This is a genomic window from Nonomuraea aridisoli (assembly GCF_003236395.1).
Lineage (GTDB): Bacteria > Actinomycetota > Actinomycetes > Streptosporangiales > Streptosporangiaceae > Nonomuraea > Nonomuraea aridisoli.
Window position 1 is genome coordinate 1 of the sequence record NZ_POUD01000121.1, and the last position, 25,207, is coordinate 25,207.

General features: G+C 72.4%; 28 protein-coding genes and 1 pseudogene. 11 read left to right on the top strand and 18 right to left on the bottom strand.

Annotated elements, in window-relative coordinates; translation table 11 throughout:
* The 3 genes from C1J01_RS26125 to C1J01_RS26135 form a co-directional block, all read right to left on the bottom strand.
* The coding region (locus C1J01_RS26125) for an MFS transporter (RefSeq protein WP_146615724.1) at positions 1–613 on the bottom strand (613 nt) is incomplete at its 3' end.
* On the bottom strand, positions 610–1,260 hold the full coding sequence (locus tag C1J01_RS26130) for an LppX_LprAFG lipoprotein (protein WP_111181618.1): 651 nt from the start codon (positions 1,258–1,260) through the stop codon (positions 610–612). The genes C1J01_RS26130 and C1J01_RS26125, both read right to left, overlap by 4 nt.
* 60 nt (positions 1,261–1,320) lie before the next feature.
* Complete coding sequence (locus C1J01_RS26135; RefSeq protein ID WP_111181619.1) at positions 1,321–1,779, bottom strand: MarR family winged helix-turn-helix transcriptional regulator; 459 nt, start codon at positions 1,777–1,779, stop codon at positions 1,321–1,323.
* Between the two features lie 33 nt (positions 1,780–1,812).
* Here C1J01_RS26135 and C1J01_RS26140 point away from each other — a divergent pair, with 33 nt between their 5' ends.
* Positions 1,813–2,742, top strand: a complete 930-nt coding sequence (locus C1J01_RS26140; RefSeq protein WP_111181620.1) for a cation diffusion facilitator family transporter — start codon at positions 1,813–1,815, stop codon at positions 2,740–2,742.
* On the opposite strand, the gene C1J01_RS50120 is transcribed toward C1J01_RS26140, so the two are convergent.
* From C1J01_RS50120 to C1J01_RS26150, 3 genes are all read right to left on the bottom strand, one after another.
* On the bottom strand, positions 2,735–2,911 hold the full coding sequence (locus tag C1J01_RS50120) for a hypothetical protein (protein ID WP_181448969.1): 177 nt from the start codon (positions 2,909–2,911) through the stop codon (positions 2,735–2,737). The two genes, C1J01_RS26140 and C1J01_RS50120, sit on opposite strands and share 8 nt — an antisense overlap.
* A 9-nt stretch (positions 2,912–2,920) precedes the next feature.
* Positions 2,921–3,508 (bottom strand): 4'-phosphopantetheinyl transferase family protein, encoded by a 588-nt coding sequence (locus C1J01_RS26145; RefSeq protein ID WP_111181621.1) that lies wholly within the window; start codon positions 3,506–3,508, stop codon positions 2,921–2,923.
* Positions 3,509–3,597: 89 nt separating this feature from the next.
* Positions 3,598–4,989 (bottom strand): aminopeptidase P family protein, encoded by a 1,392-nt coding sequence (locus C1J01_RS26150; RefSeq protein ID WP_111181622.1) that lies wholly within the window; start codon positions 4,987–4,989, stop codon positions 3,598–3,600.
* A 143-nt stretch (positions 4,990–5,132) separates the two neighbouring features.
* Here C1J01_RS26150 and C1J01_RS26155 point away from each other — a divergent pair, with 143 nt between their 5' ends.
* The 4 genes and pseudogenes from C1J01_RS26155 to C1J01_RS26170 form a co-directional block, all read left to right on the top strand.
* Entirely contained in the window at positions 5,133–5,561 is a 429-nt protein-coding gene (locus C1J01_RS26155) for a CBS domain-containing protein (protein ID WP_111181640.1), read from the top strand.
* Positions 5,562–5,586: 25 nt separating this feature from the next.
* Positions 5,587–6,213 (top strand): Rv1352/Rv1906c domain-containing protein, encoded by a 627-nt coding sequence (locus C1J01_RS49240; RefSeq protein WP_500048131.1) that lies wholly within the window; start codon positions 5,587–5,589, stop codon positions 6,211–6,213.
* 32 nt (positions 6,214–6,245) lie between these two features.
* Positions 6,246–7,049, top strand: coding sequence for a cyclase family protein (locus C1J01_RS26165; protein WP_235854675.1), 804 nt, complete (start codon positions 6,246–6,248; stop codon positions 7,047–7,049).
* 47 nt (positions 7,050–7,096) lie between these two features.
* Positions 7,097–8,473: pseudogene (locus C1J01_RS26170) on the top strand (thiamine pyrophosphate-binding protein); the annotation flags it as partial.
* Positions 8,474–8,673: 200 nt separating this feature from the next.
* On the opposite strand, the gene C1J01_RS26175 reads toward C1J01_RS26170, so the two are convergent.
* The 3 genes from C1J01_RS26175 to dhaK are packed head-to-tail and all read right to left on the bottom strand — an operon-like array spanning position 8,674 to position 10,654.
* Positions 8,674–9,048 (bottom strand): PTS-dependent dihydroxyacetone kinase phosphotransferase subunit DhaM, encoded by a 375-nt coding sequence (locus C1J01_RS26175; RefSeq protein WP_111181624.1) that lies wholly within the window; start codon positions 9,046–9,048, stop codon positions 8,674–8,676.
* On the bottom strand, positions 9,048–9,674 hold the full coding sequence (dhaL, locus tag C1J01_RS26180; protein ID WP_111181625.1) for a dihydroxyacetone kinase subunit DhaL: 627 nt from the start codon (positions 9,672–9,674) through the stop codon (positions 9,048–9,050). Before dhaL ends, C1J01_RS26175 begins: the two co-directional genes overlap by 1 nt.
* The gene (gene dhaK, locus C1J01_RS26185) at positions 9,674–10,654 is read right to left on the bottom strand and encodes a dihydroxyacetone kinase subunit DhaK (protein ID WP_111181626.1); all 981 of its coding nucleotides are present in this window, start codon (positions 10,652–10,654) and stop codon (positions 9,674–9,676) included. The genes dhaL and dhaK overlap by 1 nt, the downstream gene beginning before the upstream one ends.
* A gap of 86 nt (positions 10,655–10,740) precedes the next feature.
* Between dhaK and C1J01_RS26190 the strand changes: the two genes are divergently transcribed.
* A complete protein-coding gene (locus C1J01_RS26190) occupies positions 10,741–11,493 on the top strand; it encodes a lysophospholipid acyltransferase family protein (protein WP_111181627.1) in 753 nt (250 codons plus the stop codon).
* Positions 11,494–11,524: 31 nt separating this feature from the next.
* Here the strand turns inward: C1J01_RS26190 and C1J01_RS26195 are convergent, their stop codons facing one another.
* Both C1J01_RS26195 and C1J01_RS26200 read right to left on the bottom strand, forming a co-directional pair.
* Positions 11,525–12,331 carry a serine/threonine-protein kinase gene (locus tag C1J01_RS26195; protein WP_111181628.1) on the bottom strand — a complete coding sequence of 269 codons (807 nt, stop codon included), beginning with the start codon at positions 12,329–12,331 and terminating at the stop codon, positions 11,525–11,527.
* A 56-nt stretch (positions 12,332–12,387) separates the two neighbouring features.
* On the bottom strand, positions 12,388–13,629 hold the full coding sequence (locus tag C1J01_RS26200; protein WP_235854676.1) for an MFS transporter: 1,242 nt from the start codon (positions 13,627–13,629) through the stop codon (positions 12,388–12,390).
* Positions 13,630–13,682: 53 nt separating this feature from the next.
* Between C1J01_RS26200 and C1J01_RS26205 the strand changes: the two genes are divergently transcribed.
* Positions 13,683–14,282 carry a winged helix-turn-helix domain-containing protein gene (locus C1J01_RS26205; RefSeq protein ID WP_111181630.1) on the top strand — a complete coding sequence of 200 codons (600 nt, stop codon included), beginning with the start codon at positions 13,683–13,685 and terminating at the stop codon, positions 14,280–14,282.
* 3 nt (positions 14,283–14,285) lie between these two features.
* On the opposite strand, the gene C1J01_RS26210 is transcribed toward C1J01_RS26205, so the two are convergent.
* From C1J01_RS26210 to C1J01_RS26225, 4 genes are all read right to left on the bottom strand, one after another.
* Positions 14,286–14,909, bottom strand: coding sequence for a DJ-1/PfpI family protein (locus C1J01_RS26210; protein ID WP_111181631.1), 624 nt, complete (start codon positions 14,907–14,909; stop codon positions 14,286–14,288).
* Positions 14,910–14,912: 3 nt separating this feature from the next.
* On the bottom strand, positions 14,913–15,875 hold the full coding sequence (locus C1J01_RS26215; protein WP_111181641.1) for a GlxA family transcriptional regulator: 963 nt from the start codon (positions 15,873–15,875) through the stop codon (positions 14,913–14,915).
* Positions 15,876–15,990: 115 nt separating this feature from the next.
* Complete coding sequence (pruA, locus tag C1J01_RS26220) at positions 15,991–17,616, bottom strand: L-glutamate gamma-semialdehyde dehydrogenase (protein WP_111181632.1); 1,626 nt, start codon at positions 17,614–17,616, stop codon at positions 15,991–15,993.
* The gene (locus tag C1J01_RS26225; protein WP_111181633.1) at positions 17,617–18,534 is read right to left on the bottom strand and encodes a proline dehydrogenase family protein; all 918 of its coding nucleotides are present in this window, start codon (positions 18,532–18,534) and stop codon (positions 17,617–17,619) included.
* 75 nt (positions 18,535–18,609) lie between these two features.
* Here C1J01_RS26225 and C1J01_RS26230 point away from each other — a divergent pair, with 75 nt between their 5' ends.
* A complete protein-coding gene (locus C1J01_RS26230; RefSeq protein WP_111181634.1) occupies positions 18,610–19,671 on the top strand; it encodes a PucR family transcriptional regulator in 1,062 nt (353 codons plus the stop codon).
* Between the two features lie 43 nt (positions 19,672–19,714).
* Here C1J01_RS26230 and C1J01_RS26235 read toward each other — a convergent pair whose 3' ends face one another.
* Complete coding sequence (locus tag C1J01_RS26235; protein ID WP_111181635.1) at positions 19,715–20,818, bottom strand: glycosyltransferase; 1,104 nt, start codon at positions 20,816–20,818, stop codon at positions 19,715–19,717.
* Positions 20,819–20,928: 110 nt separating this feature from the next.
* Positions 20,929–22,761, bottom strand: coding sequence for a SpoIIE family protein phosphatase (locus tag C1J01_RS26240; protein WP_235854677.1), 1,833 nt, complete (start codon positions 22,759–22,761; stop codon positions 20,929–20,931).
* Positions 22,762–22,819: 58 nt separating this feature from the next.
* On the opposite strand from C1J01_RS26240, the gene C1J01_RS26245 reads away from it, so the two are divergent.
* Positions 22,820–23,548, top strand: a complete 729-nt coding sequence (locus C1J01_RS26245) for a GAF and ANTAR domain-containing protein (RefSeq protein WP_111181637.1) — start codon at positions 22,820–22,822, stop codon at positions 23,546–23,548.
* A gap of 34 nt (positions 23,549–23,582) precedes the next feature.
* Here C1J01_RS26245 and C1J01_RS26250 read toward each other — a convergent pair whose 3' ends face one another.
* Positions 23,583–23,942, bottom strand: a complete 360-nt coding sequence (locus C1J01_RS26250) for an STAS domain-containing protein (RefSeq protein WP_111181638.1) — start codon at positions 23,940–23,942, stop codon at positions 23,583–23,585.
* Between the two features lie 176 nt (positions 23,943–24,118).
* Between C1J01_RS26250 and C1J01_RS26255 the strand changes: the two genes are divergently transcribed.
* Together C1J01_RS26255 and C1J01_RS26260 are read left to right on the top strand one after the other, a co-directional pair.
* Positions 24,119–24,889: a SigB/SigF/SigG family RNA polymerase sigma factor gene (locus C1J01_RS26255; RefSeq protein ID WP_111181639.1), complete on the top strand. Its 771-nt coding sequence runs from the start codon at positions 24,119–24,121 to the stop codon at positions 24,887–24,889.
* A gap of 49 nt (positions 24,890–24,938) precedes the next feature.
* On the top strand, positions 24,939–25,207 hold a 269-nt coding region (locus tag C1J01_RS26260; protein ID WP_235854678.1), incomplete at its 3' end, for an ATP-binding protein.

Consider the following 25,207-nt stretch of genomic DNA (forward strand, 5'->3'; position numbering starts at 1 on the left):
AGGTTGCGGTGGTGTAGGGGCGGGGTGGGATTGATATGTGGATGGCCAGGGCGGCGAGGGCTGCAAGGGGGACGTTGATCCAGAAGATGGCGTGCCAGCCGCCCAGCTCGACGCCCGCCACCACCGTGCTCGGCACCAGCGCCAGCAAGCCGCCGTACAGCGGGCCGAGGGCGCTGCCGAGCTCCTGGGCCGCGCCGACCGCGCCCAGCGCCACCGGGCGCTCGCGTTCGTCCCACAGGTCGCCGATGAGCGCCATCGTGATCGGCAGCAGCGCGCCCCCCGCCACGCCCTGGACGGTACGCCCGGCCACAACCATCGGCTCCCCGGCCGCCAGCGCCGTCAGCACCGAGCCCAGCGCGAACACCGCCAGGCAGGCGTGGATGAGGGGCCGCCGGCCGTAGCGGTCGGAGAGCTGGCCGAGCAGGGGCATCGCGGCGACGTACCCCAGCAGGAAGCCCGTGACGATGGGGGTGGCCCGCTCCAGGCGGTTGAGCGGGATGCCGACGTCTTCGGCGACGGCGGCGAGGACCGTCACCACGACGTACGCGTCGAGCGCGGCGAGCAGCACCACGGCGCCGCCCGCGCCGAGCGCGACCCGGCGGGCGCGCCTCATCCGGCGGCGGGCGCGGTGATCGTGACCGGCGCGTCGTAGTCGCTGAACGACACCGTCACCGTGCCGCCCTGCAGCGGGATGCCGGCCTTGGCGAGCCGGCCGGTGGCCCGGTCGATCCAGAGCGTGCCGGTGACTCCCTCGGTGACGCCGGGGACGATCTGGCCGAGCACCTGGCCGGGGAAGGTCGCGGCCACGCGGTACGACTCGCCCTCCACGCCCTCCACCCGCGGGCCGGTGGCCGAGGCGAGCAGCTGGGCGATGCCCTTGGTCGGCTCGAGGATCACCGACGGGTCGTAGACCTGGGCGAGCTGCTCACGGGTCATCTTCTGGAAGCCGCCCGTCGGCCCCTTGAAGTGGACCGTGTCGCCGACCACGGCGAACGTGAGCTCCTGCAAGGTGCCCAGCACCTCGATCGTGATCGTGCCGTCGGCGTCGCCCTGCGCCGTGAGCCTGCCGTCGGCCGTCTTGACCGGCACGTTGGGCTCGCCCTCCGTCGCGATCGAGAAGGCGGCCGTCTTGACGGCCTTCATGGCCTCGGAGGCCTTCTTCATCAGCTCCGGCCCGGCGGGCAGCTCCTCCCCGGCGCCGCCGGACGAGCACGCCGCCGTCAGCGCGAGGACCGCCACGATCAGTAGCTTTCTGAGCATGAGCGGATCGTAGCGAGCGCCGGCGACAGTCCGTGCGCCGCGCACGATATCGGTTGGGTGTCAGCGCAGCTTCTTCAGGTGCTCCACGATGGGCGCGAACCACGACTCGATCGCCTCGAGCTGGTCGTCGGTGAGCCGGTCGACGAAGTGTTCGCGCACGCCCGCCACGTGAGCGGGCGCCAGCCGCTGGATCGTCTCCCAGCCCTCGTCGGTCAGCACCGCGAACGTGCCGCGCCGGTCGTCGCGGCAGTCTTCCCGCCGCACCAGCCCCTTGGCCTCCATGCGGGAGATCTGGTGCGACAGCCGGCTGCGCGACTGGATCGTGGCGTCGGCGAGGTCGCTCATCCGCATGCGGCGCTCGGGGCTCTCGGAGAGGTTGACCAGGATCTCGTAGTCGTTCAACGACAGAGAGTGCTCCTGCAGCTCGCGGTCGAGCCGGTGCATGAGCAACTTGTGCAGCACCAGGTGCGTACGCCAGGCACGCTGTTCGGCGGGAGATAGCCAGCGAGGCGGGCTCATGATCCCAATCTAGCGCACGTAGGGTGATGCCCTATGGGCGGCAAGTCGGGGGACAGCCTGGCCACCGTGCTGGTGGCGGGTGCGGCGAACCTCGCGATCGCGCTGGCGAAGCTCGTCGCCGGGCTCATGAGCGGCTCGGCGGCGATGTTGTCGGAGTCGGCCCACTCCGCCGCCGACACCGTGACCGAGATCCTCCTGCTGGTGGCGGTGCGCCGCGCGGGGCGGCCCGCCGACCGGCGGCACCCGTTCGGCCACGGCAAGGCCGGGTTCGTGTGGGCGATGATGGCGGCCGTGGCGACCCTGGTGGGCGGGGCAGGGTTCTCCGTCACGCACGGCCTGCACGAGATAGGCCACGGCGAGGAACTGGCGAACCTCACCCCGGCGTACGTCGTGCTGGCCGTCTCGTTCGTCATGGAGAGCCTGTCGTTCGCCAAGGGGTACTCACAGCTGCGCCGGCAGGCGGCCATGGTGGGGCTCGGCCCCGTGCGGCTGGTGCGGCTGACGTCCGACACCGCGCTCAAGGCCGTGGTGTTCGAGGACACGGCCGCCCTGATCGGGCTGCTGATCGCCGGCGCCGGCCTGGCCGGCTCGCAGCTGACCGGCTCGCCGGTCTGGGACGGAGCCGCCTCGGTCGCGATCGGCGTGCTCCTGCTCGTCGTCGCGCTGACTCTCATCCAGTCGAACCTGTCGCTGCTCGTCGGCCAGGCCGCGCCGCCGCACATCCAGACCGGCATCCGTGCCGTGCTGATCGCCCAGCGCGAGGTCGAGGACGTGGTGGAGCTGCTGACGATGATGATCGGCCCCGGCGCCGTCCTGGTCGCCGCGAAGGTCGCCTTCAGGGACGAGGTCGGCGCCGCGGGGGTGGAGGCGGCCTGCGACGAGCTCGACCGGCGCCTGCGGGAGGCCTTCCCCGGGATCGTCCAGGTCTTCCTGCACCCCGCGCACGGCGACGGGATCAGGTGAACGCCATGACGATCGCGACGCCGACGACGTGCATGAGCACGACCGCGACGATCAGCGAGAGGAACACGAACTTCGCCGGACCGTGCTCGAAGGTCTTGCCCTCTTCGAGCGGCCTGCGCTTGGCGACGCGGTCGGCGATCCGCTCCTCGAGAGGCTTCCGGTAGAACATGCCCCCACCCTAGCCGGGGATGGGGACCCTCCTCGCGGGGGCGTCGGTGACGACCGCGACTCTGATGTCCGGCCCGGCGCTCCACTCCAGCAGGTGACGGCCGGTGAGGTCGTCGCCGCCCGTGGTCAGCCTGCCGAGCGCCAGCTCGCCCCGCTTGACCAGCGCCTCCTTGCGGGTCCAGTGCCTGATCAGCTCGTCGTTGCCGGTGACCAGCGCGCGCTCGCGCGGCGTGAGCACGCGGTCGGCCAGCCCCGGGTCCAGCGGCCCCCTCGGCACGCGCTCGGCGTCCACGCCGACCTTGCCGGGCCCGGCCGCCGCGCACACGTAGCCGCGCGTGTGACTGAGGCTGACGCCCAGCTCGGGGGCCTGCTCGACGTACGGCCTGCCGTGGCCGTGGCCGTGCAGCTCGCAGTACTGGCGCAGCGTCAGCTCCGCCGGGTCGGCGCCGAGGACGGCGGCGGCGCAGACGCGCACGAGGAGGTGGGCGGCCACGAAGGTCTCGCGGTCCTCCTCGAACCGGAAGCGCCCGGCCCGTTCCCGCTCCACGTCGGTGAGCCAGTCGTCCGGGGCGCGCACCTGCTCGGGGCGCCCGCCCATCGCCAGGGGGCCTATGGTCGTTCCTCGGTCGCTCGTGTGCCCGCGGGGGCACCGCCTGCCGTTGACACGACGATCCTAGGACGGCGCCCTCACCGCAGGGCCGACATCCAGGACTCGATCTCGTCCGGGTGGCGTGGGAGGGCCGAGGACATCAGCCGGGCCCCGCCGGCGGTGACGACGAGGTCGTCCTCGATGCGGATGCCGATGCCGCGCAGCTCCTCGGGCAGCGTCAGGTCGTCGGGCTGGAAGTACAGGCCGGGCTCCACGGTGAGCACGTGACCCTCCTCCAGCACGCCGTCGAGGTAGACCTCGGCCCGCGCCCTGGCGCAGTCGTGCACGTCCAGGCCGAGCATGTGGCCGCTGCTGCACAGCGTGTAGCGGCGGTACAGGCCGGTCTCCATGAGCGTGTCGGTCGACTCCTTCAGCAGCCCCCAGTCGCGCAGCCCGTCGCAGATGACGCGCATGGCCGCCAGGTGGAAGTCGCGGAAGCGGGCGCCCGGCCGGAGGGCGGCGATGGCCGCGTTCTGCGCCTCGTACACCAGCTCGTACGCCTGCCGCTGCACCGGGCTGAAGCGCCCCGACAGCGGGAACGTGCGTGTGACGTCGGCGGTGTAGAGGGTGTCGGTCTCGACGCCGGCGTCGAGGAGCAGCAGGTCGGACGGGTTCAGGGCGCCGTCGTTGCGGATCCAGTGCAGCACGCACGCGTGCGACCCGGACGCCGCGATGCTGTCGTAGCCGGTCGCGTTGCCCTCCAGCCGCGCCCGCAGGCCGAAGACGCCCTCCACGTACCGCTCGCCGCGCGGGTGGGCGATCGCCTGGGGCAGCGCGCGCACGACGTCCTCGAAGCCGCGCGCGGTCGAGTCGACGGCCGCCTGCAGCTCGCCGACCTCCCACTCGTCCTTGACCAGCCGCATCTCCGACAGGAACGACTCCAGCTCCGCGTCGCCGTCGCCGCGCGGCGCCCGCGCGTCCACCTTGGCGTCCACGCCGCGCAGCACCCGCGCCGGCCTTCTCAGGTCGAGGTCGCGGATGTGCGCGCACTCGATCTGGTACATCTCTGCGGCCTCCGCCAGGTCGGGGCGCGGACCCGCCCAGAACTCGCCGTAGCGGCGGTCGCGGTAGAACTCCTGGCCCTCCTCGCGTGGCGCGCGGGGCCGTACGTACAGGACCGCCTCGCCGGACGGCTCGATCACCAGCACGTCGTCCGACTCGCCGGCCCCCGTCAGGTACGCGTACGCGCTGTGCGGCCGGAACCGGTAGTCGGTGTCGTTGCTGCGCACCTTCAGGGTGCCGGCCGGGATCACCAGCCGCTCGCCGGGGAACCGCTGCGCGAGCGCGGCGCGGCGCTTGGCCGCCCACGGCGCGCTCGGCCGCGCGGTGACCTCGGAGGCCCGGGCGCCGGCCCAGCCGGTGCGCATGAACGCGGCGAGCTCCTCGGTGATGGGCAGGTCGTGACTTCCGGTGTTGAGCGGCTCGGTCATCTCGCGTGTCCCTGGGGTGATATTTCAGCATTTGTACGGCATTCCGTAGCGAATGCAGCCTACGGGAGTACGCACGCCGCACCCCCACGGGGTTGTTTGCCCGCGTGCTGGCTTGGAACACTGAGGGCGAAGGGGTGGTGCACATGCTCATCGGGACGATCCTTCGCGCCAAGGGCGCCGACGTCACGACCGTCGCCCCAGGGGCGACCGTGCGGGAGTTGCTCGCCAAGCTCGCCGAACGAAACATCGGCGCCGTCGTGGTGTCCTCCGACGGCGTCACCATCCAGGGCATCGTGTCCGAACGCGACGTCGTGCGACGCCTGCACGACCGCGGCCCGGCGATCCTGGACGGGCCGGTGTCGGCCATCATGACCACCGAGGTCCACACGGTCACACCCGCCGAGAACGTCGACTCGCTGCGGCGCACCATGACCACCCAGCGTTTCCGGCACCTGCCCGTCGTGGAGGACGGCCGGCTCGTCGGCATCGTGAGCATCGGCGACGTGGTCAAGAGCGCCATCGAGGAGCTGGAGACCGAGAAGGCGTCCCTGGTCGACTACCTGCACCGTTGACAGGGATGGGACGCTTGGTCCCGTGATGTACGGGCCGCCCCCTCCCGAATACGCCCCGGTCCCCGAGTACCCGAGGGCGACGAGCAGTCCGCCGATCATCCTGCTGGTGTCGGGACTCGCGGCCCTGCTGGGGTTCCTGCTGGGGGTGTTCGTGGGCTTCGGCGCCGGCGCGGAGCCCGACTCGTCCGCGCCCCGGGTCACCGTGACGGTCACCGAGAGCGAACCCGCCCCGCAGGACACCCTGGGAACGCCGCCGGAGGCCACCCCACCAGCCCAGACGCCACCAGCTCAAACACCACCCGCCCAGACGCCACCGGGTCAGACCGTGCCGAGCCAGACCCCGCCCGGGGTGCTCCCGCCGGAGCAGACCGCGCCCGGGCAGCCGGGTCTCGGCGAGACGCTCCCCACCGGCCCGGCCATCGACCCCGCGTCCGGCCTGCTGCGGACCTTCGAGGTCGGCACGGACATCCAGCCCGGCACCTACCGCACGACCGGCCCCGTGGCCGGGTTCACCATGTGCTACTGGGTCAGGATGAACGCCACCGGCGGCGTGATCGCCAGCGGCATGCCCGCGGGCCCGGCGAGCGTCACCGTCCAGCCCGCGGACAAGGAGTTCCACACCGGCGGTTGCGCCGAGTGGACCAGGGTGTGAGCTGTTGGCACGGCCGGGGACAGCGTAGGAGGATGCGCTCACGCCCAAACAAGGAGGACGACATGTCGGTGTTGCAGAGCTTCGTGGACAGTGTGCGCAACGGTGCGATCGAGGTGGTCGACCTGACCGCGCCCCTCACGGCGGAGACGCCGATCCTGCAGCTGCCCGAGCCGTTCGGCAACACGATCCCGTTCCGGCTGGAGGAGATCAGCCGCTACGACGACCGCGGCCCGGCCTGGTACTGGAACGACATCCACACGGGCGAGCACACGGGGACGCATTTCGACGCCCCCGTCCACTGGGTGACCGGCCGCGACGGCGAGGACGTCTCGCAGGTGCCCGTGCGCAGCCTCATCGCGCCCGCCGTCGTGCTCGACTTCTCCGCCGAGGCGTCCAAGGACCCCGACTTCCTCCTCCAGATCGACCACGTGAAGGAGTGGGAGCGGGCCAACGGCCCGCTGCCCGAGGGCGGCTGGCTGCTCTACCGCACCGGCTGGGACGCCCGCTCCGCCGACCAGGCGTCCTTCATCAACGCCGACGAGAGCGGCCCGCACACGCCGGGCATCTCGGTGGAGTGCGCCTCGTGGCTGGCCTCCGAGACGCCGATCCTCGGCCTCGGCGTCGAGACCGTCGGCACCGACGCGGGCGCCGCCCACTCCTTCGACCCGGCCTTCCCGTGCCACTCCTTCCTCCTGGGCGCCGGCAAGTACGGCCTCACCCAGCTGCGCAACATCGACCGGCTGCCGGTGACCGGCGCCGTCGTGGTCGCCCCGCCGCTGCCCATCGTGCACGGCTCCGGCAGCCCGGTCCGCGTCCTGGCCCTGGTGGAACGGTGATCTTCGCCGAGGCCGTCGGCCGCGCGCTGGCCGCGTGCGGCGCCGAGATGACCTTCGGGGTGGTCGGCAGCGGCAACTTCCACGTCACCAACGCCCTGCTCGCCGGCGGCTCCCACTTCATCGCGGCGCGTCACGAGGCCGGGGCCGCCACGATGGCCGACGCCTACGCCCGCATGACGGACGGCGTCGCCCTCGTGTCGGTGCACCAGGGGCCGGGGCTCACCAACGCGATGACGGGCGTCACCGAGGCGGCCAAGAGCCGTACGCCGCTGATCGTCCTGGCTGCCGAGGCGACCGAGGTCACCTCCAACTTCCACATCGACCAGGCCGCGCTGGCCACGGCGGTCGGGGCGGTGCCGATGCGGCTCGACGCCGCGCGCAGCCCGGTGGCGCAGGCGGCCGAGGCGTACCGGATGGCGCTGGAGGAGCGGCGGACGGTACTGCTGAACCTGCCGCTCGACGTCCAGTCCGCGCCCTACGACGGGCCGATCGAGGTGCCCGCGCTCGCTCCGGCGGCCGTCACCGTGGACACCGGTGAGGCCGACGAGCTGGCGCGGGCGCTGGCGGCGGCGCGGCGGCCGGTGTTCATCGCCGGGCGCGGCGCCAGGAGGGCACGGCGGGAGCTGGAGGAGCTCGGCGAGCTCACGGGCGCGCTGCTGGCGACGTCCGCGGTGGCCAAGGGGCTCTTCCGCGGCAGCCCGTGGGACCTCGACGTCTCCGGCGGCTTCGCCACGCCCCTGGCCGCCGAGCTGATCCGCGGCGCCGACCTCGTCGTGGCCTGGGGCTGCGCCCTCAACATGTGGACCACCCGGCACGGCTCCCTCGTCTCGCCGGGGACGAAGGTGGTGAAGGTCGACCTCGACCCCGCCGCGTTCAAGACGCACGTGCCCGCCGGCCTCGGCGTGACGGGCGACGTGGCGGACGTGGCCCGGGCGGTGGCCGGCCGGCTGACCCAAGGGCAGGGATACCGCACGCCGGAGCTCGCCCGGCGCATCGAGGCCGAGGGACGCTGGCGGGCGGTGCCGTACGAGGACGAGAGCGGCGGCGGCCGGATCGACCCGCGGACGCTCACCATCGGCCTGGACGACGTCCTGCCCCCGGAACGCATCATCGCCGTCGACTCCGGAAATTTCATGGGATATCCGTCGATGTTCCTGGACGTCCCTGACGAGGGCGGGTTCTGCTTCACGCAGGCGTTCCAGTCGGTCGGGCTGGGCCTCGCGACGGCGATCGGCGCGGCGCTGGCCCGCCCCGACCGCGTCCCGGTGGCCGCCCTCGGCGACGGCGGCGCGTTCATGGGCCTGTCGGAGCTGGAGACGGTCGTCCGCCTGCGCCTGCCCATGATGATCGTGGTCTACGACGACGAGGCGTACGGCGCCGAGGTGCATCACTTCGGCCCGCACGACCACCCGCTCGACACGGTCAGGTTCCCCCCGGCCGACCTGGCCGCCATCGCCCGGGGACACGGCATCCCCGCCGTGACCGGTCACCCGCCCGGAGGACCTGTCCGCGGTCGGGGAGTGGGCGCGCGGACCGCTGGACGGCCCCCTCCTGGTGCACGCCAAGGTGACGAGCGAGCGCGGCTCCTGGTGGCTGGAGGAGGCGTTCAAGGGCCACTGAGCCGTCAGAGCTTGCGGAAGGCGCGGGCCTCCTCGGCGGCGGCGAGCACGTCGGCCAGCGGCATGCCCGCGCCCGCCGCCACCGCCGCCGAGATCGCCCCTTCCACGAACGGCACGTCGGCGATCACCACGCGCCCCTCCTCCTCCAGCAGCCGGGCGGACAGCACGGAGCTGCCGAGGTCGGGGATGAGCACCACGCCGTCGCCCTGGTCGACGCTGCGCATCGCCTCCTCGATGAGGTCGGTGCTCGTGCCCAGGCCGCCGTCCGCCGTGCCGCCGGCCGCCGCCACCGGCGTCTGCGCCCCCGCGATGCCCCGGGCCAGCGCCGCCGTCTCCGCCGCCAGCCCGGCGCTGTGGGAGACCAGGACCAGTCCCACCATCACGCCGCCTCGCGCACCACGGTGGCCAGCGCCTCCATGAACAGCGCCGACGAGGCCGCCCCCGGGTCCATGTGGCCGACACTGCGCTCGCCGAGGTAGCTGGCGCGCCCCTTGCGGGCGCGCATGGGGATCGTCGCCTCGGCGCCCTCGGCCGCCGCGCGGGCCGCCTGCTCGATCGCCTCCCGCACGCCCACCCCGTCGCGTACGGCCAGCGCCAGCGCCCGCGAGGCCGGGGCCAGGGCGTCCACCATGGTCTTGTCGCCCAGCGCCGCCTTGCCCAGCCGCTCGACCGCCACGACGCCCTCCTCGAACGCCGCCGAGAACGCGGCCAGCGTCACCGGGGACTGCAGCGTCTTGCCCATCTGGCGGAACACCGACCCGTACAGCGGGCCGGAGGCGCCGCCGACGCGGCGGATCAGCGTCGTGCCGGCGAGCGTCAGCACCTCGGCGGGGGAGCCGGGCGGGGACTCGGCCAGCGCCTTGCGGACCTCGGTCAGGCCGCGGTCGAGGTTGGTGCCGTGGTCGCCGTCGCCGATCTCCGCGTCGAGCCTCGTCAGACGGTCGCGGTCACGGTGCACGAGCCGGGCCGCCTCCTCGAACCAGGCCACGCACAGGGAGGCGTTCATCAGCGCCCCCAGCGCAGCGCTGGCGTCTCGACGGCCGCGTCCCACAGCCGGGTCAGCCGCTCGTCGAGGCGGCAGACCGACACGGAGAAGCCCTGCATGTCGAGGCTCGTCACGTAGTTGCCGACCAGCGAGCGCGTCACCCGCGCCCCCTTGCCGCGGGCGAACGCCGCCACCTCGGCGTAGACGACGTACAGCTCCATGAGCGGGGTGCCGCCCATGCCGTTGACCATGACGAGCAGGTCGTCGCGCAGCGGCAGGTCGGCGTGGATCGCCTCCATCGCCAGGACGGCCAGCTCGCGGGCCGGGCGCATCGGCACCCGCGCCCTGCCCGGCTCGCCGTGGATGCCGATGCCCAGCTCGACGTCCGTCTCCGGCAGGTCGAACATGGGCTTGCCGGCCGCGGGGGTCGTACAGGAGGTCAGGGCGACGCCGAACGAGCGGCTGCGCTCGTCCACCTCGCGCGCCACGGCGGCGACCTCGGCGAGCGGGGCGTCCTCCTCGGCCAGCGCGCCGGCGATCTTCTCCACGAACAGCGTGGCGCCGGTGCCGCGGCGGCCCGCGGTGTAGAGGGAGTCCTGGACGGCGACGTCGTCGTCGACCAGCACACTGGCGACCTCGACGTCCTCGACGAGTTCGGCGGCCATCTCGAAGTTGAGCACGTCGCCGGTGTAGTTCTTGACGATGTGGAGCACGCCGGCGCCGCCGTCGACCGCCTGGGTCGCCTCCACGATCTGGTCGGGGACGGGTGAGGTGAAGATCTCGCCGGGGCAGGCGGCGTCGAGCATGCCGTACCCGACGAATCCGGCGTGCAGCGGCTCGTGACCCGAGCCGCCGCCCGAGACCACGCCCACCTTGCCCGGGCGGGGACCCTCGGCCCGGTAGACCACCCGGTCGCGGACCCGCAGCGACGGGTGGGCGGCGGCCATGCCGTTCAGCGCGTCCTCAACGACGGATTCTGCCGTGTTGATGAGCTTCTTCATGGTCTGAACATCTGCCCTCTTTCCCGACTGCGCAAGCGTGCGCTGGGGGGATGGGGGCAGTCCTGACGGACTGCTACCTTCTGGTCATGGCTGAGATCGTGTACCCGCCGGTGATCGCCGCCGCGCGGACCCTGTTTCGCGTGCTCGACCTGCGTTTCCACATGGAGGGCACCGAGCACGTGCCGAGGTCCGGGGGAGCGGTGCTGGTGAGCAACCACATCAGCTACCTCGACTTCATCTTCGCGGGTTTCGCCGCGTTGCCGTCGAAGCGCCTGGTGCGCTTCATGGCCAAGGAGGACGTGTTCAAGCACCGCGTCTCCGGGCCGCTCATGCGCGGCATGCACCACATCCCCGTCGACCGCGGCGCGGGCGCCGGCTCGTACGCCACGGCGCTGCGCATGCTGAAGGCGGGCGAGGTGGTGGGCGTGTTCGCCGAGGCCACGATCAGCCGGTCGTTCACGGTCAAGGAGATCAAGAGCGGCGCCATCCGCATGGCCCAGGCCACCGGCACCCCGGTCATCCCGGTGGCGTTGTGGGGCGGCCAGCGGCTGTGGACCAAGGGCCGGCCGCGCAAGCTCCTGCAGCGGCACGTGCCGCTCACCATCCTGGTGGGCGAGCCGATGTACCCCAAGCGTGGCGAGAACGTCAACGACCACACCACCGACCTGCACACCCGGCTGTCGGAGCTGGTCGACCGGGCGCAGCGCACGTACCCGGAGGTGCCGCCCGGCGTGTGGTGGCAGCCGGCCCACCTCGGCGGCAGCGCGCCGACCCCGGAGGAGGCCGCCGCGATGGACGCCGCCGAGGCCGAGGCCCGGGCGAGCCGGCAGGACGACTGAGAGACAGGGGCGGGCCCGGCCCGCCCCTGTCTCAGATGGCCGCCTGGTACGCGCTCGCCCGCATGCCCGCCAGCAGCGTCGCCGTCTGCTCCGGTGTGAACCTGCGCACCGGGTCGTGGTGGAGCAGGCCCTCGATCAGCGGCCGCAACACCCCGGCCCGCCGCGGCGGCGGGTACGGCCCGCTGCGCGCCATGGCGAGCACCGTCGCCGCGTCCTGACCCGGATAGGGCGGCTGGCCCTCGATGGCGCTGTAGAGCGTCGCGCCGAAGGACCACATGTCGGCCTCCTTGGAGGCCGGCCCCCCGTGCAGCCGCTCGGGCGCCATGAACGCTGGCGTGCCCCGCAGCCGCCGCGACGTCGTCATCCGGATGTCGCCCTCGGCCGTCGCGATGCCGAAGTCCGTGAGCACCACCCGGTCGCCGGTCAGCATGACATTGGCAGGCTTCACGTCACGATGCAGCACGCTCGCCTGGTGGGCCGTGCGCAGCGCCGCGAGCAGGTGCTGGCCGATGGCCGCCACCGACTGCGCGGGCAGCGTGCCCACCTGCGAGAGCAGTTGATGCAAGGACAGCCCGTCGAGGTACTCCATGACGATCCAGAGCTTGCCGCCCTCCTCGATCAGGTCGTGCACCGTGATGATGTTGGGATGCGTCAGCCCCGCGGCCATCCGGGCTTCGCGCAGCACCCGGCGACGCACCATCTCGGCCTCCCCGGCCAAGGTCAGCTCCTTCAGCGCCACCGTACGGTGGAGGAGCTGATCGAAGGCGCGCCAGACGACTCCCATACCCCCACGACCGGCCTCCTCGTGCAGGAGGTACCGTCCGCCGATCTTCCGCATACCATCCCCTCATGCTCGGGGATAATCATGTCACTTCGCCGCACTTCCATGCGTGCCTAACGTGATCTGGATATGTCAGAAAGTGTGGGCTCGCTGGTCAGCGCGCCGGAAATTCGATCCGACAGGGCGCGCCACACCAGCGCCACCGCGGCCAGGCACACCGCCGTCGCGCCCACCAGCACGGCCCCGATCCCGGCCACCTCGGCCACGAGACCGCCGAGCGCCGCGCCGAGCGGCATCCCGCCCATCCCCACCAGCCGGTACGCCGAGTTGACCCGGCCCAGCAGCGCGTCCGGGATGAGCCGCTGCCGGGTCGAGATCACCAGCACGTTGCCCGCCGCGCCGGTGATCCCCCACAGGACGGCGACCGGGTAGAGCGCCCACGCCGACGGCACGGCTACGGGCACCAGGAGCAGCAGGCTGGACGCGAGCCAGGCCCCGATGAGCGTCCTGACCTCGCCGAACAGGGCGCAGGCCCGCCCGGACAGCAGCGAGCCGAGCACCGCGCCGGCGGCGAAGGCCACGGTCATCAGGCCGTACCGGCCCGGTTCCAGCCCCATGGGCGACCCGTCGCCGACCGCCCACAACACGAATACCGCGAAGTACGCGGAGTTGGCCAGGTTGAGCAGGCCGGCCGTGATCGCGAGGCTGCGCAGGACGCGGTGCGACCACAGGTAGCGCAGCGCTTCGGCGATCTCCCGGCGCAGCGGCCGCCGTGCCGAAGCCGGGCCTCCCGCTCGGTACGTGCCCCGCATGCCGAGCAGCAGCAGGCCCGCGGCGGCGTACAGCAGGGCCGGAGCGCCGAAGACGGCGGCGGGCAGGGCCACGACGAGCAGGCCCGCCACGGGGGCGCCGACGAAGTCGTTGCCGATCATCTGGGCGGTGGACACCCGGCCGTTCGCCCTCGTCAGGTCCTGCCGGGCGACGGTCATGGGCAGGACGGACTGCGCCGTCAGGTCGGCGAAGACCTCGCACACGCCGGCCAGCAGCACGGCCGCCACCAGCAGCCACAGGTTCAGCAGGCCGAGGCAGGCGCCCAGCGCGGCGGCGGCGAGCACGACGCTCCTGGCCAGGTTGGCGGCGACCATGATCCGTCTCCGGTCGGCCCGGTCGGCCAGCGCGCCCGCGTGCAGGGCCAGCGCCAGCCAGGGCAGCGTGCCCGCGGCGGCCACCAGGGACACGAGGCCGGGCGAGCGCGTCATGGAGACGGCGAGCAGCGGCGCGCCGACCTTCAGGACGCCGTCGGCCAGATTGGACGCGCCCGTGGACCACCACAGGTAACCGAACGAACGTCCCACGGGTTCACTCCCAAGTGTGCACAGATTTCTTTGCATAGATAAGCTTGCACACTATGGCACACAAGAGCTACTCCGGCCGGACGCTCGACGCGGCAGCCCTGAAGGCGTTCGCCCATCCGCTGCGGCTGCGGATGTACGACCTGCTCGACGAGCACGGCCCCTCCACCGCCACCCGCCTCGCCGGCCTCCTGGGGCAGAACACCGGCGCGACCAGCTACCACCTGCGTGAGCTGGCCCGGCACGGCATGATCGAGATCGTGCCCGGGATGGGGCGGGGCAAGGAGAAGTACTGGCGCGTCACGCCTGGCGGCTTCTCCTACGGCGAGCCGCCCGCCGGCGATCCCGAGGCGGTGAGCGCGATGGAGCGCCTCCTCGACGACCTCGTGAGCCGGCGCGGCGCGGAGCTGGCCCGCTGGCGGCGCGCGGCGGATCAGGCGCCGCGGGAGTGGGTGGAGGCGAGCGTGTACGGGCGGCGGTCGCTGCGGCTCACCGTGGCCGAGACGGAGCGGATGCGCGACGAGGTGCTCGCGGTGCTGGACCGCTTCCGGGCCGTCTCGGACGGCAGGGAAGACGCGCACGGCGAGGGGGAGGACGTCGCGCACGTGGTCGTGCACTTCGACGTCCTCCCCCTCGGCGCCGCCCAGGAGGGCTGACGGTCAGGTGATGAGGGCGAGGGCGCGCTCGGCCAGGCCCTCGGGGGCGGTGGCGGGGGAGCCGGCGTGGAACGGCGGCTGCGGGTCGTACTCGATGGCGAGCTGCACGCTCTGCGCGGTCATCGGGTCGGCCGCCCGCGCCAGCAGGGTCAGCGCCATGTCGATGCCCGCCGACACCCCGGCGGCCGTCACGATGTCGCCCTGTTCCACCACGCGCTCGCTGACCGGCTCGGCGCCGAAGGTCCTGAGGAGGTCGAGCAGCGCCCAGTGCGTGGTGGCCCTCCGCCCGCCGAGCAGCCCGGCCGCGCCGAGCAGCAGCGAGCCGCTGCAGACCGACGTCGTCCACCGGGCGTGCTCGTGCGCGCGCCGGATCCAGCCGACCAGGGCCTCGTCCTCCATGACGTCCAGGGTGCCGGGCCCGCCGGGGACCACGATGACGTCCGGCGCGGGCACGTCCGCGTACGAGGCCGTGGCGGCCAGCGTGAGCGAGCCCCTGTCGTCGGTCACCGGCCCCGCCTGCGCGGCGGCGAACGTGACCGTCCAGCCCGGCGCGAAGGCCAGCACGGTGTACGGTCCCACGGCGTCGAGCGCGGTGAACCGGGGATAGAGCGGTATGACGGCGTGCACGGGTCATCTCTCCTTCGACTGGAACCGGCGGCGATGGTCGCCGGGGGTGACGCGCCAATGGCGACGGAAGACGCGGTAGAGCGTCTCCGGGGAGCCGAGCCCCGACTCCCTGGCCACGGTGTCCAGCGGCAGGCCCGTCACCTCCAGGAGCCGTCTGGCGACCTCGGCGCGGCTGCGTTCGACGTACCGGCCGGGTGACATGCCCGTCTGCTCGGTGAAGACGCGTGAGAAGTGGCGCTCGCTCATCCGGGCCCGCGCGGCGAGCGCGGGCACGCTGAGGTCGGCGGCCGGGTTGGCCTCGATGTAGGCCTGCAGCTCCCTGAGCGGCTCGCTGCGCGGCGTCAGGGCCCGCATGGGGGTGCTGAACTGGCTCTGGCCGCCCGGCCGGTGCAGGTAGACGACGAGGCCGCGGGCGACCTTGCGGGCGAGCGCGTGGCCGTGGTCCCTGGCCACCAGCGCCAGCGACAGGTCCACGCCGGACAGCACGCCCGCGGAGGTCCAGACGTGGCCGTCCTCGATGTAGAGCGGGTCGGCGTCCACCTCGACGCCCGCGTAGCGGCGGCTCAGCTCGTCGGCGGCCAGCCAGTGCGTGGTCGCCCGCCGGCCCTCCAGCAGCCCGGCCTGCGCCAGCAGGAACGCGCCGTTGCAGACCGAGGCCACCCGCCGGGCGCGCCCGGCCAGCGCCGCGATGCCCGCGACCAGCTCCCGGTCGGCCACGTGGTCCGGTACGGACATCCCGCCGGCCACCATGAGCGTGTCGACCGGCCCGGTGACCTCCGAGATCGCCGACGCGGTGACCGTGACGCCGTTGCCCGCGCTCACCCCGCCCGCGCGCACGGCCACGACCTCCACCCGGTAGCAGTCGCCGGGGGAGAGCAGGGCGACCAGGCCGAACACGTCGGCCGGCCCCGCCATGTCGAGGAGCTGGAAGCCGGGGAAGACGACGATCAGGACCCGCCGCTGCATGCCTTCCATGCTTGTCGCGGGCGCGTCATGGCGTCAACGACACGAATCTTGCACATTACGCCAGAAGCCCCCGGGGGCAGGACCCGGGGGCTTCTGGTGACAATGGGCGCGAAGATCAGCCCATGTGCGGGTAACGGTGGTCGGTCGGCGGCACGAAGGTCTCCTTGATCGCGCGGGCGCTCACCCACCGCGTCAGGTTGAAGATCGAGCCGGCCTTGTCGTTGGTGCCCGAGGCGCGCCCGCCGCCGAACGGCTGCTGGCCGACGACCGCGCCGGTCGGCTTGTCGTTGACGTAGAAGTTGCCCGCCGCGAAGCGCAGCCGCTCGGACGCGGCGTTGATCGCGTACCGGTCCTGGGCGATGATCGAGCCGGTCAGCGCGTACGGGGCGATGCCCTCCATCTGGTCGAGCACGGCGTCGTAGTCGCCGTCGTCGTAGACGTGCACGCCGAGGATCGGCCCGAAGTACTCCTTGACGAAGATCTCGTCGGTCGGGTCGGCGCACTCCAGGATCGTCGGCTTGACGAAGTAGCCCACGGAGTCGTCGTAGGAGCCGGTGAGGACGTCGATGTTCGCCGCGGCGCGCGCCCGGTCGATCGCCTCCTTGTGCTTGGCGAACGCCCGGCCGTCGATGACCGCGCCCATGAACGTCGACAGGTCGGCGGTCACGTCGCCCACGGTCAGCGACTCGGCGGTGGCGACGAAGTCGTCACGCATGCGGTTCCAGACCGAGCGCGGCACGTACGCGCGCGAGGCGGCCGAGCACTTCTGGCCCTGGTACTCGAACGCGCCCCTGATCAGCGCCGTGGACAGCACCGCCGGGTCGGCGGACGGGTGGGCCAGCACGAAGTCCTTGCCGCCGGTCTCGCCGACCAGGCGCGGGTAGCCGTGGTAGGAGGCGATGTTCTCGCCGACCGTGCGCCACAGGTGCTGGAACGTGGCGGTCGAGCCGGTGAAGTGGATGCCGGCCAGCGCCGGGTGGGTCAGCGCCACCTCGGAGATGGCCTGCCCGTTGCCGGTGACCAGGTTGATCACGCCCGGCGGCAGCCCGGCCTCCTCCAGCAGCCGCATGGTGAAGTGCGCGGCGAACTGCTGCGTCGGGGACGGCTTCCAGACGACGACGTTCCCCATCAAAGCCGCCGAAGTCGGCAAATTTCCGGAAATGGCGGTGAAGTTGAACGGCGTGATCGCCAGCACGAAGCCCTCGAGCGGCCGGTACTCCATCCTGTTCCACACGCCCGGCGACGAGTTCGGCTGGTCGGCATAGAGCCGGCGCGCGTAGGCCACGTTGAAGCGCAGGAAGTCGATGAGCTCACAGGCCGCGTCGATCTCCGCCTGCTGCGCCGACTTCGACTGGCCCAGCATGGTCGCCGCGTTCAGCGTCGCCCGCCACGGGCCCGACAGCAGGTCGGCCGCCTTCAGGAAGATCGCCGCCCGCTCGTCGAACGGCAGCGCCCGCCAGGCCGGCGCCGCCCGCAGCGCGCTGTCGATGGCGTCCTGCACGTCCCGGGCCGAAGCGTCGTTGGTCCGGCCCAGGACGGAGGCATGGTTGTGCGGCTGCACCACGTCGATGGCGGCCCCGCCGCCCAGACGCTGCTCGCCGCCGATGGTCATGGTCAGGTCGATCGACGCCCCGGCCAGCTCCTTGATGCGGTTCTCCAGCGCGGCCCGCTCGGGGCTGCCGGGAGCGTAGCCGTACACGCGCTCGTTCTCGGGCACGGGGACGTTGCTGATGGCATCCATTTACTTACCCCCAAGGGCACGAAGGAAGAAGGCGACGTTGGCCGGGCGCTCCGCCAGGCGGCGCATGAAATAGCCGTACCAGTCGTCGCCGTAGGGGACGTAGACGCGGACCGTGTGGCCGGCCCCGGCGAGGGACTCCTGCAGGTCCGTCCTGATTCCGTAGAGCATCTGGAACTCGTGGTCGCCGATCGTCCGCCCGAACCGGTCGGCGAGCAGCTCGGTGATCGCGATCATGCGATCGTCGTGCGTCGCCACCATGGGGTAACCCTTCCCCGCCATGAGGATCCGCAGGCATCGCACGTACGCCTTGTCGACGGCGGCCCGGCCCTGGTGGGCGACGGAGGCCGGCTCACGGTAGGCCCCCTTGACCAGCCGGACGCGGGAGCCCTCGGCCGACAGGTCGCGGCAGTCCTCCTCGCTGCGGAACAGGTACGCCTGGATGGCCACGCCCGTCGACGGGTGGTCCTCGCGCAGCTTGCGCAGGATGCCCAGCGTGGAGTCGACGGTGGTGTGGTCCTCCATGTCGAGCGTGACGGTGGCGCCCACGGCCGCGGCGGCGGCGCAGATCTCGCGGGCGTGCTCCAGGGCCATGGCGTCGTCGAGCCGCTGCCCGACGGCCGACAACTTCACCGACACCTCGCCCCTGGTGCCCAGCCGCAGCGGCTTCAGCGCCTCCAGCAGCGTGATGTAGGCGTTCGCGGTGGCCTCGGCGGCGCGCGCGTCGCGCGTCTCCTCGCCGAGGTGGTCGACGGTCACGGCGAGCTTGGCGTCACACAGCCGTTCGACGGCGTTGCGGGCCTCCTCGACGCTTTCGCCCGCCACGAACCGGTCCACGACCTTCTTGGTGAGTGGAAAGCCCGACACGGCGCGGCGTACGACGCCGCTGTTGGAAGCGGCGAGCAGCAGTTGACCCAGCATGATTCAAGTCTAAAAAGCCAGGTCAAAGGGGGCCATCGACGCGCGTAACGCGCAGTGTGGCACGCTGTCGTACAAATGCACAATTCCGCCGACCTACAAGAGATCGTCGACGAGATCGCCGCCCGGCTGGGGGCGTCCGCGACGCTGGAGGACCGTTCGTTCCGGCTGCTGGCCTACGGGGCGCAGCACGGCGACATCGACACGGTCCGCCAGGAGTCCATCCTGCGCCGGCGCGCCACGGGGGAGGTGCGCGAATACTTCGAGCGCTACGGCATCGCCCGGGCGAACGCCCCCGTCCGCATCCCCGCCGACGCCGAGCTCAAGGTCCTGGCCCGGGTCTGCTGGCCGCTGCGGCACGGCGACGTCACCTACGGCTACCTGTGGCTGCTCGACTCCGGGGAGCTGACCGACGAACGGCTGCGCACGGCCGCGCCGCTCGTCGCCACGGCCGCCGCCGCGCTCGCCCAGGAGGCCAGGAGCCGCCAGGACCTCGGGCGCGAGCTGCGCGCGCTGCTGTCCGCCGACCCCGAGGAGCGCGCGAACGCCTCCGTGGAGCTGCCCGGCCCGGTCACCGCCATCGCCGTACGCGAGTCCGAGGAGCGCCTGGCCGCCCTCTGGACGCTCCCGCGCGGCGTCCTGGCCCGCCCCGGCCAACCGGTCGCCCTGCTCAGCCCCGCCCACCTGGCGGCCGAGGTGGCGCAGACCGTCCAGAGCGCGTACGGCACCGCGGCCGGCGTCGGCGGCCCGAGGGACGACCCCGCGGACGCCTGGCTGAGCTGGCGCGAGGCCCGCCAGGCGCTGCGCATCGCCGAGCACTTCCCCCGCCACGCGCCGGTCGCGCACTGGGAGGACCTCGGCGTGCACCGCCTGCTGGCCCGGCTCAGCCAGGCCGACCTGCGCGAGCTGGCCGCCGACACCGCGGCGCTCGACGCCGAGCTGGCCCAGACGCTGGAGATCTACCTCGACCGGGGCGGCCACGTCCAGCGGACCGCCGCCGAGCTCGGCATCCACCGCCAGACGCTCTACTACCGGCTGGGCAAGGCCGAGCGCCTCACCCACCGCGACCTGGGCGACGGCGACGACCGCCTGGCGCTGCACCTGGGCCTCAAGGCCGCCCGGCTGCTCCCCGGCGCATGAGAAGGGGCCCGGACTCCCGGGCCCCTCGTCATGGCGAGTCTTCTCAGGCGCAGGCCGCCTCGTAGACCCGGACCAGTTCCTGGCTGACCCGCTCCCACGAGTAGCGCGAGCGCGCCCGGTCGGCGGCCGCGTACCCGAGCGCCGTCCGCAGTGTCGGGTCGGTCAGCAGCTCGCGGGCCATCCGCGCGGTACGGGCCGGCCGGTCCGGCGGCACCAGCAACCCGGTGACGCCGTCGACGATCGAGTCGAGGTGCGCGCCCACGGCCGAGGCGATCACCGGCACGCCGCACGCCATCGCCTCCAGCGCGACGATCCCCGTCACGGCCTCGCGCGGCACCGACACCACGGCGTCCGCGCTGCGCATCAGCTTCGGCACCGCCGAGCGCTTGACCTGGCCCAGCAGCGTCACCCGGTCGGCCACGCCGAGCTGCTCGGCCAGCGCGCGCAGGCGGCGCGCGTCCCGGTCCTGCTCCAGCTCCTGGGGCTCCGGGCCGCCCGCGATGACCAGCTCGACGTCGCCCAGCCCCTGCAGCGCCCGCACGATGGTGTGCGCGCCGCGTTCGATCGTCAGCGGGCCCACGTGCAGCAGGCGCTTGCGGCTGCCCTTCGAGGCCACCGCGCCCCGGCGCTGGAAACGCTCGGTGTCCACGCCGTACGGCACCACCGCGATGTTGTTGCGCGGCACGCCCAGGCGGATCAGGGCCGACTCCTCGTCGCCCGAGCCGGCGATCACCGCGTTGGCCCGGCGGCCGAGCGCCCGCTCCACCTCGATGTGCGTGCTGTCAACCGTGTGGAACGTCTGGGTGACCGGCACCCCCAAACCCTTCGCGCCCGCCACGGCGGCCAGGCCGCCCGTCCACGAGTGCGCGTGGATCACGTCCGGCCGGTGCTGGCTCCACCGCCGCATCAAATGGTCGCCGACGTCGTTCAGGTACGGCGCCACGTCGTCGGGCGCCAGCTCCTTGGCCGGCCCCACGTCGATGTGCTCCAACGTGACTCCGGGGGCCACCCGCGTCTTGGGCTTGTCCTCGGCGTTGTCACGGCGGGAGTAGATGGTGACGTGGTGCTCGCGCCCCAGCTCCCGTGCGACGGACAGGATCCGCTGGCGCTGCTTGCCGTTGGCGGAAGCGACGATCGCAATGTTCATGGCACACCTCTGCAGCGTGAAAAAGCCTGAAGGGTGTGCCTGCGTCTTAGGCACGTCGTACTACGCCTTTGACCATACCCAGGTTCGGCTGATTCGCAAACCCTCGCAGATCAGACGCCACGCAAGGCGAACACCACGATCTCATCCCAAACCTGGCCGCCCGAGAACGCGTGCCGGTCCGCCTCCACCGCCTTGACCACGGTGGACGGCGACTGGCCAGCGCACCGGCTGAGCGCGTCGGCCAGCCGTTCCTCGCCGTACGGCTCGCCGCGTTCGTTCCTGGAGGAGATGAGCCCCTCGGAGTAGAGCACCAGCGTCTCGCCGGGCGCGACCGTCAGCGCCTCCACGCCGGTCTCGGCCTCGGGGGAGATGCCCAGCGGCACGCCGCCGCCCGCGGCGAAGCGCACGCCGCCGTCGGGCTGCAGCAGCGCGGCGGGGTGGTGGCCGGCCGACGACAGGCGGATGTCGCGGCCCTTGACGAACCCGGCCACCGCCATCACGAACATGCCGGTGCCCTGCGCCACCAGAGCGTCGTTGACCTTGCGCATCACCAGGTCGGGGTCGGACTCCCAGACGCTGAGCACCCGCAGCCCGCCGCGCACCATGGCGCTGACGGAGGCGGCCTCCTCGCCCTTGCCGGCCGCGCCGCCCAGCGCGAACCCCCACCCGCCCGAGACCGGGAACACGTCGTAGAACTCGGCCCCCACCGACGAGCCCGGGTGGTAGACCGCCGCCGCCTCGTAGCCCGGCACGTCGGGCAGGTTGCGCGGCGCGACGCTCGCCGACAACGACTCCGCCGCCCGCGAACGGCTCTGGTAGCTCGTCTGCGCCCGCACCGCCAGCCCGAGCTGCAGGCCCACCTCCTGCATCACCGCCAGGTCCGCCAGCGCGTACGGCTGCTTGTCGTGCGAGCGCACCAGCGTCAGCACCCCGTCGCCGCGGCCGATCGGGACGCTCAGCAGCGAGCCCGCGCCCATCGCCGTCAGCACCGGGCCGTCGGCGCAGAAGCCGAGCAGCGTCTCGTCGTCCACCATCTCCTGCACCACGCCCGAGCCGCGCTCCAGCACCTGCGCGACGACCTGGCTGCCCGCCGGGTCGGCGGACTCGACCTGCCGGACCAGGTCGCCCAGCGGGTGGTTCTTCGGCGCCATGACGACCGAACGGCGCGGCACCCCGTCGCGTACGACGTCGGCGATCACCCAGTCCGCCCATTCGGCGGCCAGCAGCCGCGTCGCGCGGTGCAGCGCGACCGGGCGCAGCAGCGCCTCCTCGTCCAGCAGCAGCGCGGCCATCTTGGCCAGCAGGTCCTGCCGCCGGGCCGCGGCCAGCAGCAGCGCGCCGTCGGACTGCTCGGGCCGGCGCGTGCCCGGCTCGGGCAGCTGCACCTCGGTCGGCAGCGCCACCGCCGCCACCATCTGCTGCGGCTCGCCCGGCATCGTCAGCCGGGTCAGCGCCAGCTGCACCACGTGTGTGCGCCCCTGGTGCGCCAGCCGGGTCTCGAACGCCGACGGCTGCCCCGTCTGCAGCACCGACGTCAGGTGCGAGCGGAACGCCGCCCGCCGCGACACGTCCACCAGCAGCGGGAACGACCGGCCCACCAGGTAGCCGTCCGGGCTGCCCAGCATGCGGGAGGTCTCGGGGTTGATCCGCCGGACGACGCCGCCGCCGTCGAGCACGACGACGGGCACGGGGAAGGCCCGGAACACCTGGCGCAGCAGCTTCAGCTCGCGTTGTGCGCCGTCCTTCCTGCCGCCCGCCCGCTTGGGCGCCTTGCGCAGCGCCTCGCGTGCCTCGGCCAGCAGCTCGGCGGCCGTGTCGAGCTCGGCGAGCGCGGCGTCGAGGATAGGCGCAAGGTCACCGGGGTAGGCGGTCCTCGCCTCGCGCAACGAGGACACGCGTCCGGCGAGCGCGTCCAGCGCGTGTTCGAGGTCCGGCATCGTCATGGTCTGACGCTACGCCACTCGGGATAATGCTAGCCATAAGGGGTAGAAGCTTATTGCTATGGAATCGACCGCGATGATCACTCCTGGGCTGGCCCGTGACCTGGCCGCACTCGGCCGACTGGGAGAGGACACCTCGACCGAGAGCGTGCTCCGCGGCCTGACCACGGCGCTGACCGCGGGGGTCCCGGGATGTTCGGGAGCCTCCGCCGAGCACTGGCGCGAGCACCGCGTGCTGGTCTCCGGCTCCCACAGCGAGCTGATCATGCTCGTCGAAGGCGAACGCGAGCTGGGCGAGGGCCCCTCCATCGAGGCCCGGCAGAGCGGCGGCCGCGCCACCGTGACCGACGTGCTCAAAGAGACCCGCTGGCCCCGCTACGACGCCCTCGCGACCCGCTGGGGCGTGCGCTCGGCGCTGGTCGTGCCCATCGAGGTGCCGCCCGCCCTGCTCGTCGTCGGCCTCTACTCCGTACGGCCCGGGGCGTTCTCTCCGCAGGGGGCCCACGCGCTCGCCGACATGCTGACCGAGCAGGTCGGCGTGGCCATGTCGAACATGTGGGAGTTCGAGGAGGTGCGCACCGACGCCGCCCAGCTGCAGGAGGCCCTCGCCGGACGGTCGGTGATCGACCAGGCCAAGGGCATCATCATGCAGACCAGCGGATGCACCGCCGAGGCCGCCTTCGACGAGCTGCGCCGGATCTCCCAGCACCATCAGGTCAAGGTGGCCGACCTGGCGAGGAGACTGGTCGACGAGCATCAGCGCAAGTCGGCGCGGCGCCCCACCTCTTGAGCGTCCGCCTGGCGAGTCCCTACCTCGTGGGCGGCTACCTCTTGAGCGCCGCGAGCGCGTCGTCCAGGGTGTCGTAGATGGGCAGGCGCTGGGCCAGCCCCGTGATCCACATCACCTTGGACTTCGTGTACTCGACGCCGATCAGCGCGAACTTGGATCCCGAGGTGAGGCTCGTCTGCCAGTGGTGCACGATCAGCCCCAGCGCCCGCGAGTCCATGAAGGTCACCCCGGCGAGGTCCAGGACCAGGTCGGCGCCGGCCATCGCCAGGTAGTCGGCGAACTGCTCCCGCGTCGTGGCGTCGAGCACGCCGTCGACACGGATCACCGTGATCTCGTCCACGGTTGACGACGTGAGGCTCAGGGCCGCCACAGGCCCCTCGCCGTTCTCCGGCATTGTCACGGAGCAACCCTACTGTCACCACGCGACCGAGGAATACTTCCCGCGGGAGGGGGGACACTGGATCCGAGGTCCAGCAGAGGGCTTTGGTCTCGAGAGTAGAGCGAGGCGTGCCTCTGCCTGGGCTTTTTCGCTTGGGGAGGCCGCCTGCGAATCCCATATGAGGAGCAGCGATGGCTGTGCAGGAATACATCCTCGAGGACATGACCGCGGAAGAACTCCTGGCCGAGATGGTCAGGGAGGAGACCCCCGACAGCCTGAAGGAACGCCTGCGCGAGCGCATCGTCGAGATGCACCGGCCGCTCGCCATGGAGATCGCCCGACGCTACCGCTACCGCGGCGAACCTTTGGAGGATCTCCTCCAAGCCGCGTATGTTGGCCTGATGAAAGCCGTCAACGGCTTCGACCCGACCCTCGGCCACGCGTTCAGGGGCTACGCGGTCGTGACGATGACCGGCGAGGTCAAGCGGCACTTCCGCGACCGCACCTGGGCCATCCGGGTGCCCCGCCTCTACCAGGAGCGCCGCTCCGAGCTCAACAGGCTCGTCGCCGACCTCAGCCAGGATCTCGGCAGGTCCCCGACGGTGGCGGAGCTGGCCGCCAAGATGAACATCAGCGAGGAGGACGTCCTGCTGACGCTCGACGCCTCGGCCGCGTACAGCACCCTGTCGCTCGACGCGCCGCTCGGCACCGACGACGACGCCGCCTCGCTCGGCGACGTCATCCCCGAGGACGACGACACGCTGAGCACCATGGTCGACCGGGAGGCCGTCAAACCGCTCATCGACGCGCTCCCGTCGCGCGAGAAGCACATCCTGCTGCTGCGCTTCTTCGGCAACATGACGCAGGCCGAGATCGCGGCCGAGTTTGGAATCTCACAGATGCATGTCTCACGTATCCTTCGCAAGGTTCTCGACCAGCTACGCTCCGAGCTGGTCGGCTGACGAGGGCGGTCGCCGGGTGAACGAAGGCGCAGAGCCTGAAGCGGGCTTCGTGAGCCCGCCGCCCGGCGCGCCCGTGAAACAGCTCCGCTTCGCGCTGCCGGACCTGCCTCGGGTCCGGCAGTTCGCCGAGCACGAGGCCCGCCAGGCCGGCATGCCCGAGGACGCGATCGGCGACTTCGTCATCGCCGTCAACGAGGTCGCCACCAACGCCGTCACCCACGGGGCCGACACGGCCTCCATGCGGACGTGGACGACCAGTGGGGATCTGGTCGTCGAGGTGCACGACGGGGGAGTGTGGAAGCCGGGGCCGATGCCGGG

Bases quoted from the DNA above. Each gene is read 5' to 3' on its own strand.
- C1J01_RS26150 (WP_111181622.1), bottom strand. From the start codon at position 4,989: ATGACCGAGCCGCTCAACACCGGAAGTCACGACCTGCCCATCACCGAG.
- C1J01_RS26145 (WP_111181621.1), bottom strand. From the start codon at position 3,508: ATGGGCGGGCGCCCCGAGCAGGTGCGCGCCCCGGACGACTGGCTCACC.
- C1J01_RS26205 (WP_111181630.1), top strand. From the start codon at position 13,683: ATGGCACACAAGAGCTACTCCGGCCGGACGCTCGACGCGGCAGCCCTG.
- dhaK (WP_111181626.1), bottom strand. From the start codon at position 10,654: ATGAAGAAGCTCATCAACACGGCAGAATCCGTCGTTGAGGACGCGCTG.
- C1J01_RS26190 (WP_111181627.1), top strand. From the start codon at position 10,741: ATGGCTGAGATCGTGTACCCGCCGGTGATCGCCGCCGCGCGGACCCTG.
- C1J01_RS26130 (WP_111181618.1), bottom strand. From the start codon at position 1,260: ATGCTCAGAAAGCTACTGATCGTGGCGGTCCTCGCGCTGACGGCGGCG.
- C1J01_RS26140 (WP_111181620.1), top strand. From the start codon at position 1,813: ATGGGCGGCAAGTCGGGGGACAGCCTGGCCACCGTGCTGGTGGCGGGT.
- C1J01_RS26195 (WP_111181628.1), bottom strand. From the start codon at position 12,331: ATGCGGAAGATCGGCGGACGGTACCTCCTGCACGAGGAGGCCGGTCGT.
- C1J01_RS26155 (WP_111181640.1), top strand. From the start codon at position 5,133: ATGCTCATCGGGACGATCCTTCGCGCCAAGGGCGCCGACGTCACGACC.
- C1J01_RS26135 (WP_111181619.1), bottom strand. From the start codon at position 1,779: ATGAGCCCGCCTCGCTGGCTATCTCCCGCCGAACAGCGTGCCTGGCGT.
- C1J01_RS49240 (WP_500048131.1), top strand. From the start codon at position 5,587: ATGTACGGGCCGCCCCCTCCCGAATACGCCCCGGTCCCCGAGTACCCG.
- C1J01_RS26255 (WP_111181639.1), top strand. From the start codon at position 24,119: ATGGCTGTGCAGGAATACATCCTCGAGGACATGACCGCGGAAGAACTC.
- C1J01_RS26165 (WP_235854675.1), top strand. From the start codon at position 6,246: ATGCGCTCACGCCCAAACAAGGAGGACGACATGTCGGTGTTGCAGAGC.
- C1J01_RS50120 (WP_181448969.1), bottom strand. From the start codon at position 2,911: ATGTTCTACCGGAAGCCTCTCGAGGAGCGGATCGCCGACCGCGTCGCC.
- C1J01_RS26235 (WP_111181635.1), bottom strand. From the start codon at position 20,818: ATGAACATTGCGATCGTCGCTTCCGCCAACGGCAAGCAGCGCCAGCGG.
- C1J01_RS26175 (WP_111181624.1), bottom strand. From the start codon at position 9,048: ATGGTGGGACTGGTCCTGGTCTCCCACAGCGCCGGGCTGGCGGCGGAG.
- pruA (WP_111181632.1), bottom strand. From the start codon at position 17,616: ATGGATGCCATCAGCAACGTCCCCGTGCCCGAGAACGAGCGCGTGTAC.
- C1J01_RS26215 (WP_111181641.1), bottom strand. From the start codon at position 15,875: ATGCAGCGGCGGGTCCTGATCGTCGTCTTCCCCGGCTTCCAGCTCCTC.
- dhaL (WP_111181625.1), bottom strand. From the start codon at position 9,674: ATGAACGCCTCCCTGTGCGTGGCCTGGTTCGAGGAGGCGGCCCGGCTC.
- C1J01_RS26245 (WP_111181637.1), top strand. From the start codon at position 22,820: ATGGAATCGACCGCGATGATCACTCCTGGGCTGGCCCGTGACCTGGCC.
- C1J01_RS26225 (WP_111181633.1), bottom strand. From the start codon at position 18,534: ATGCTGGGTCAACTGCTGCTCGCCGCTTCCAACAGCGGCGTCGTACGC.
- C1J01_RS26240 (WP_235854677.1), bottom strand. From the start codon at position 22,761: ATGACGATGCCGGACCTCGAACACGCGCTGGACGCGCTCGCCGGACGC.
- C1J01_RS26230 (WP_111181634.1), top strand. From the start codon at position 18,610: ATGCACAATTCCGCCGACCTACAAGAGATCGTCGACGAGATCGCCGCC.
- C1J01_RS26250 (WP_111181638.1), bottom strand. From the start codon at position 23,942: ATGCCGGAGAACGGCGAGGGGCCTGTGGCGGCCCTGAGCCTCACGTCG.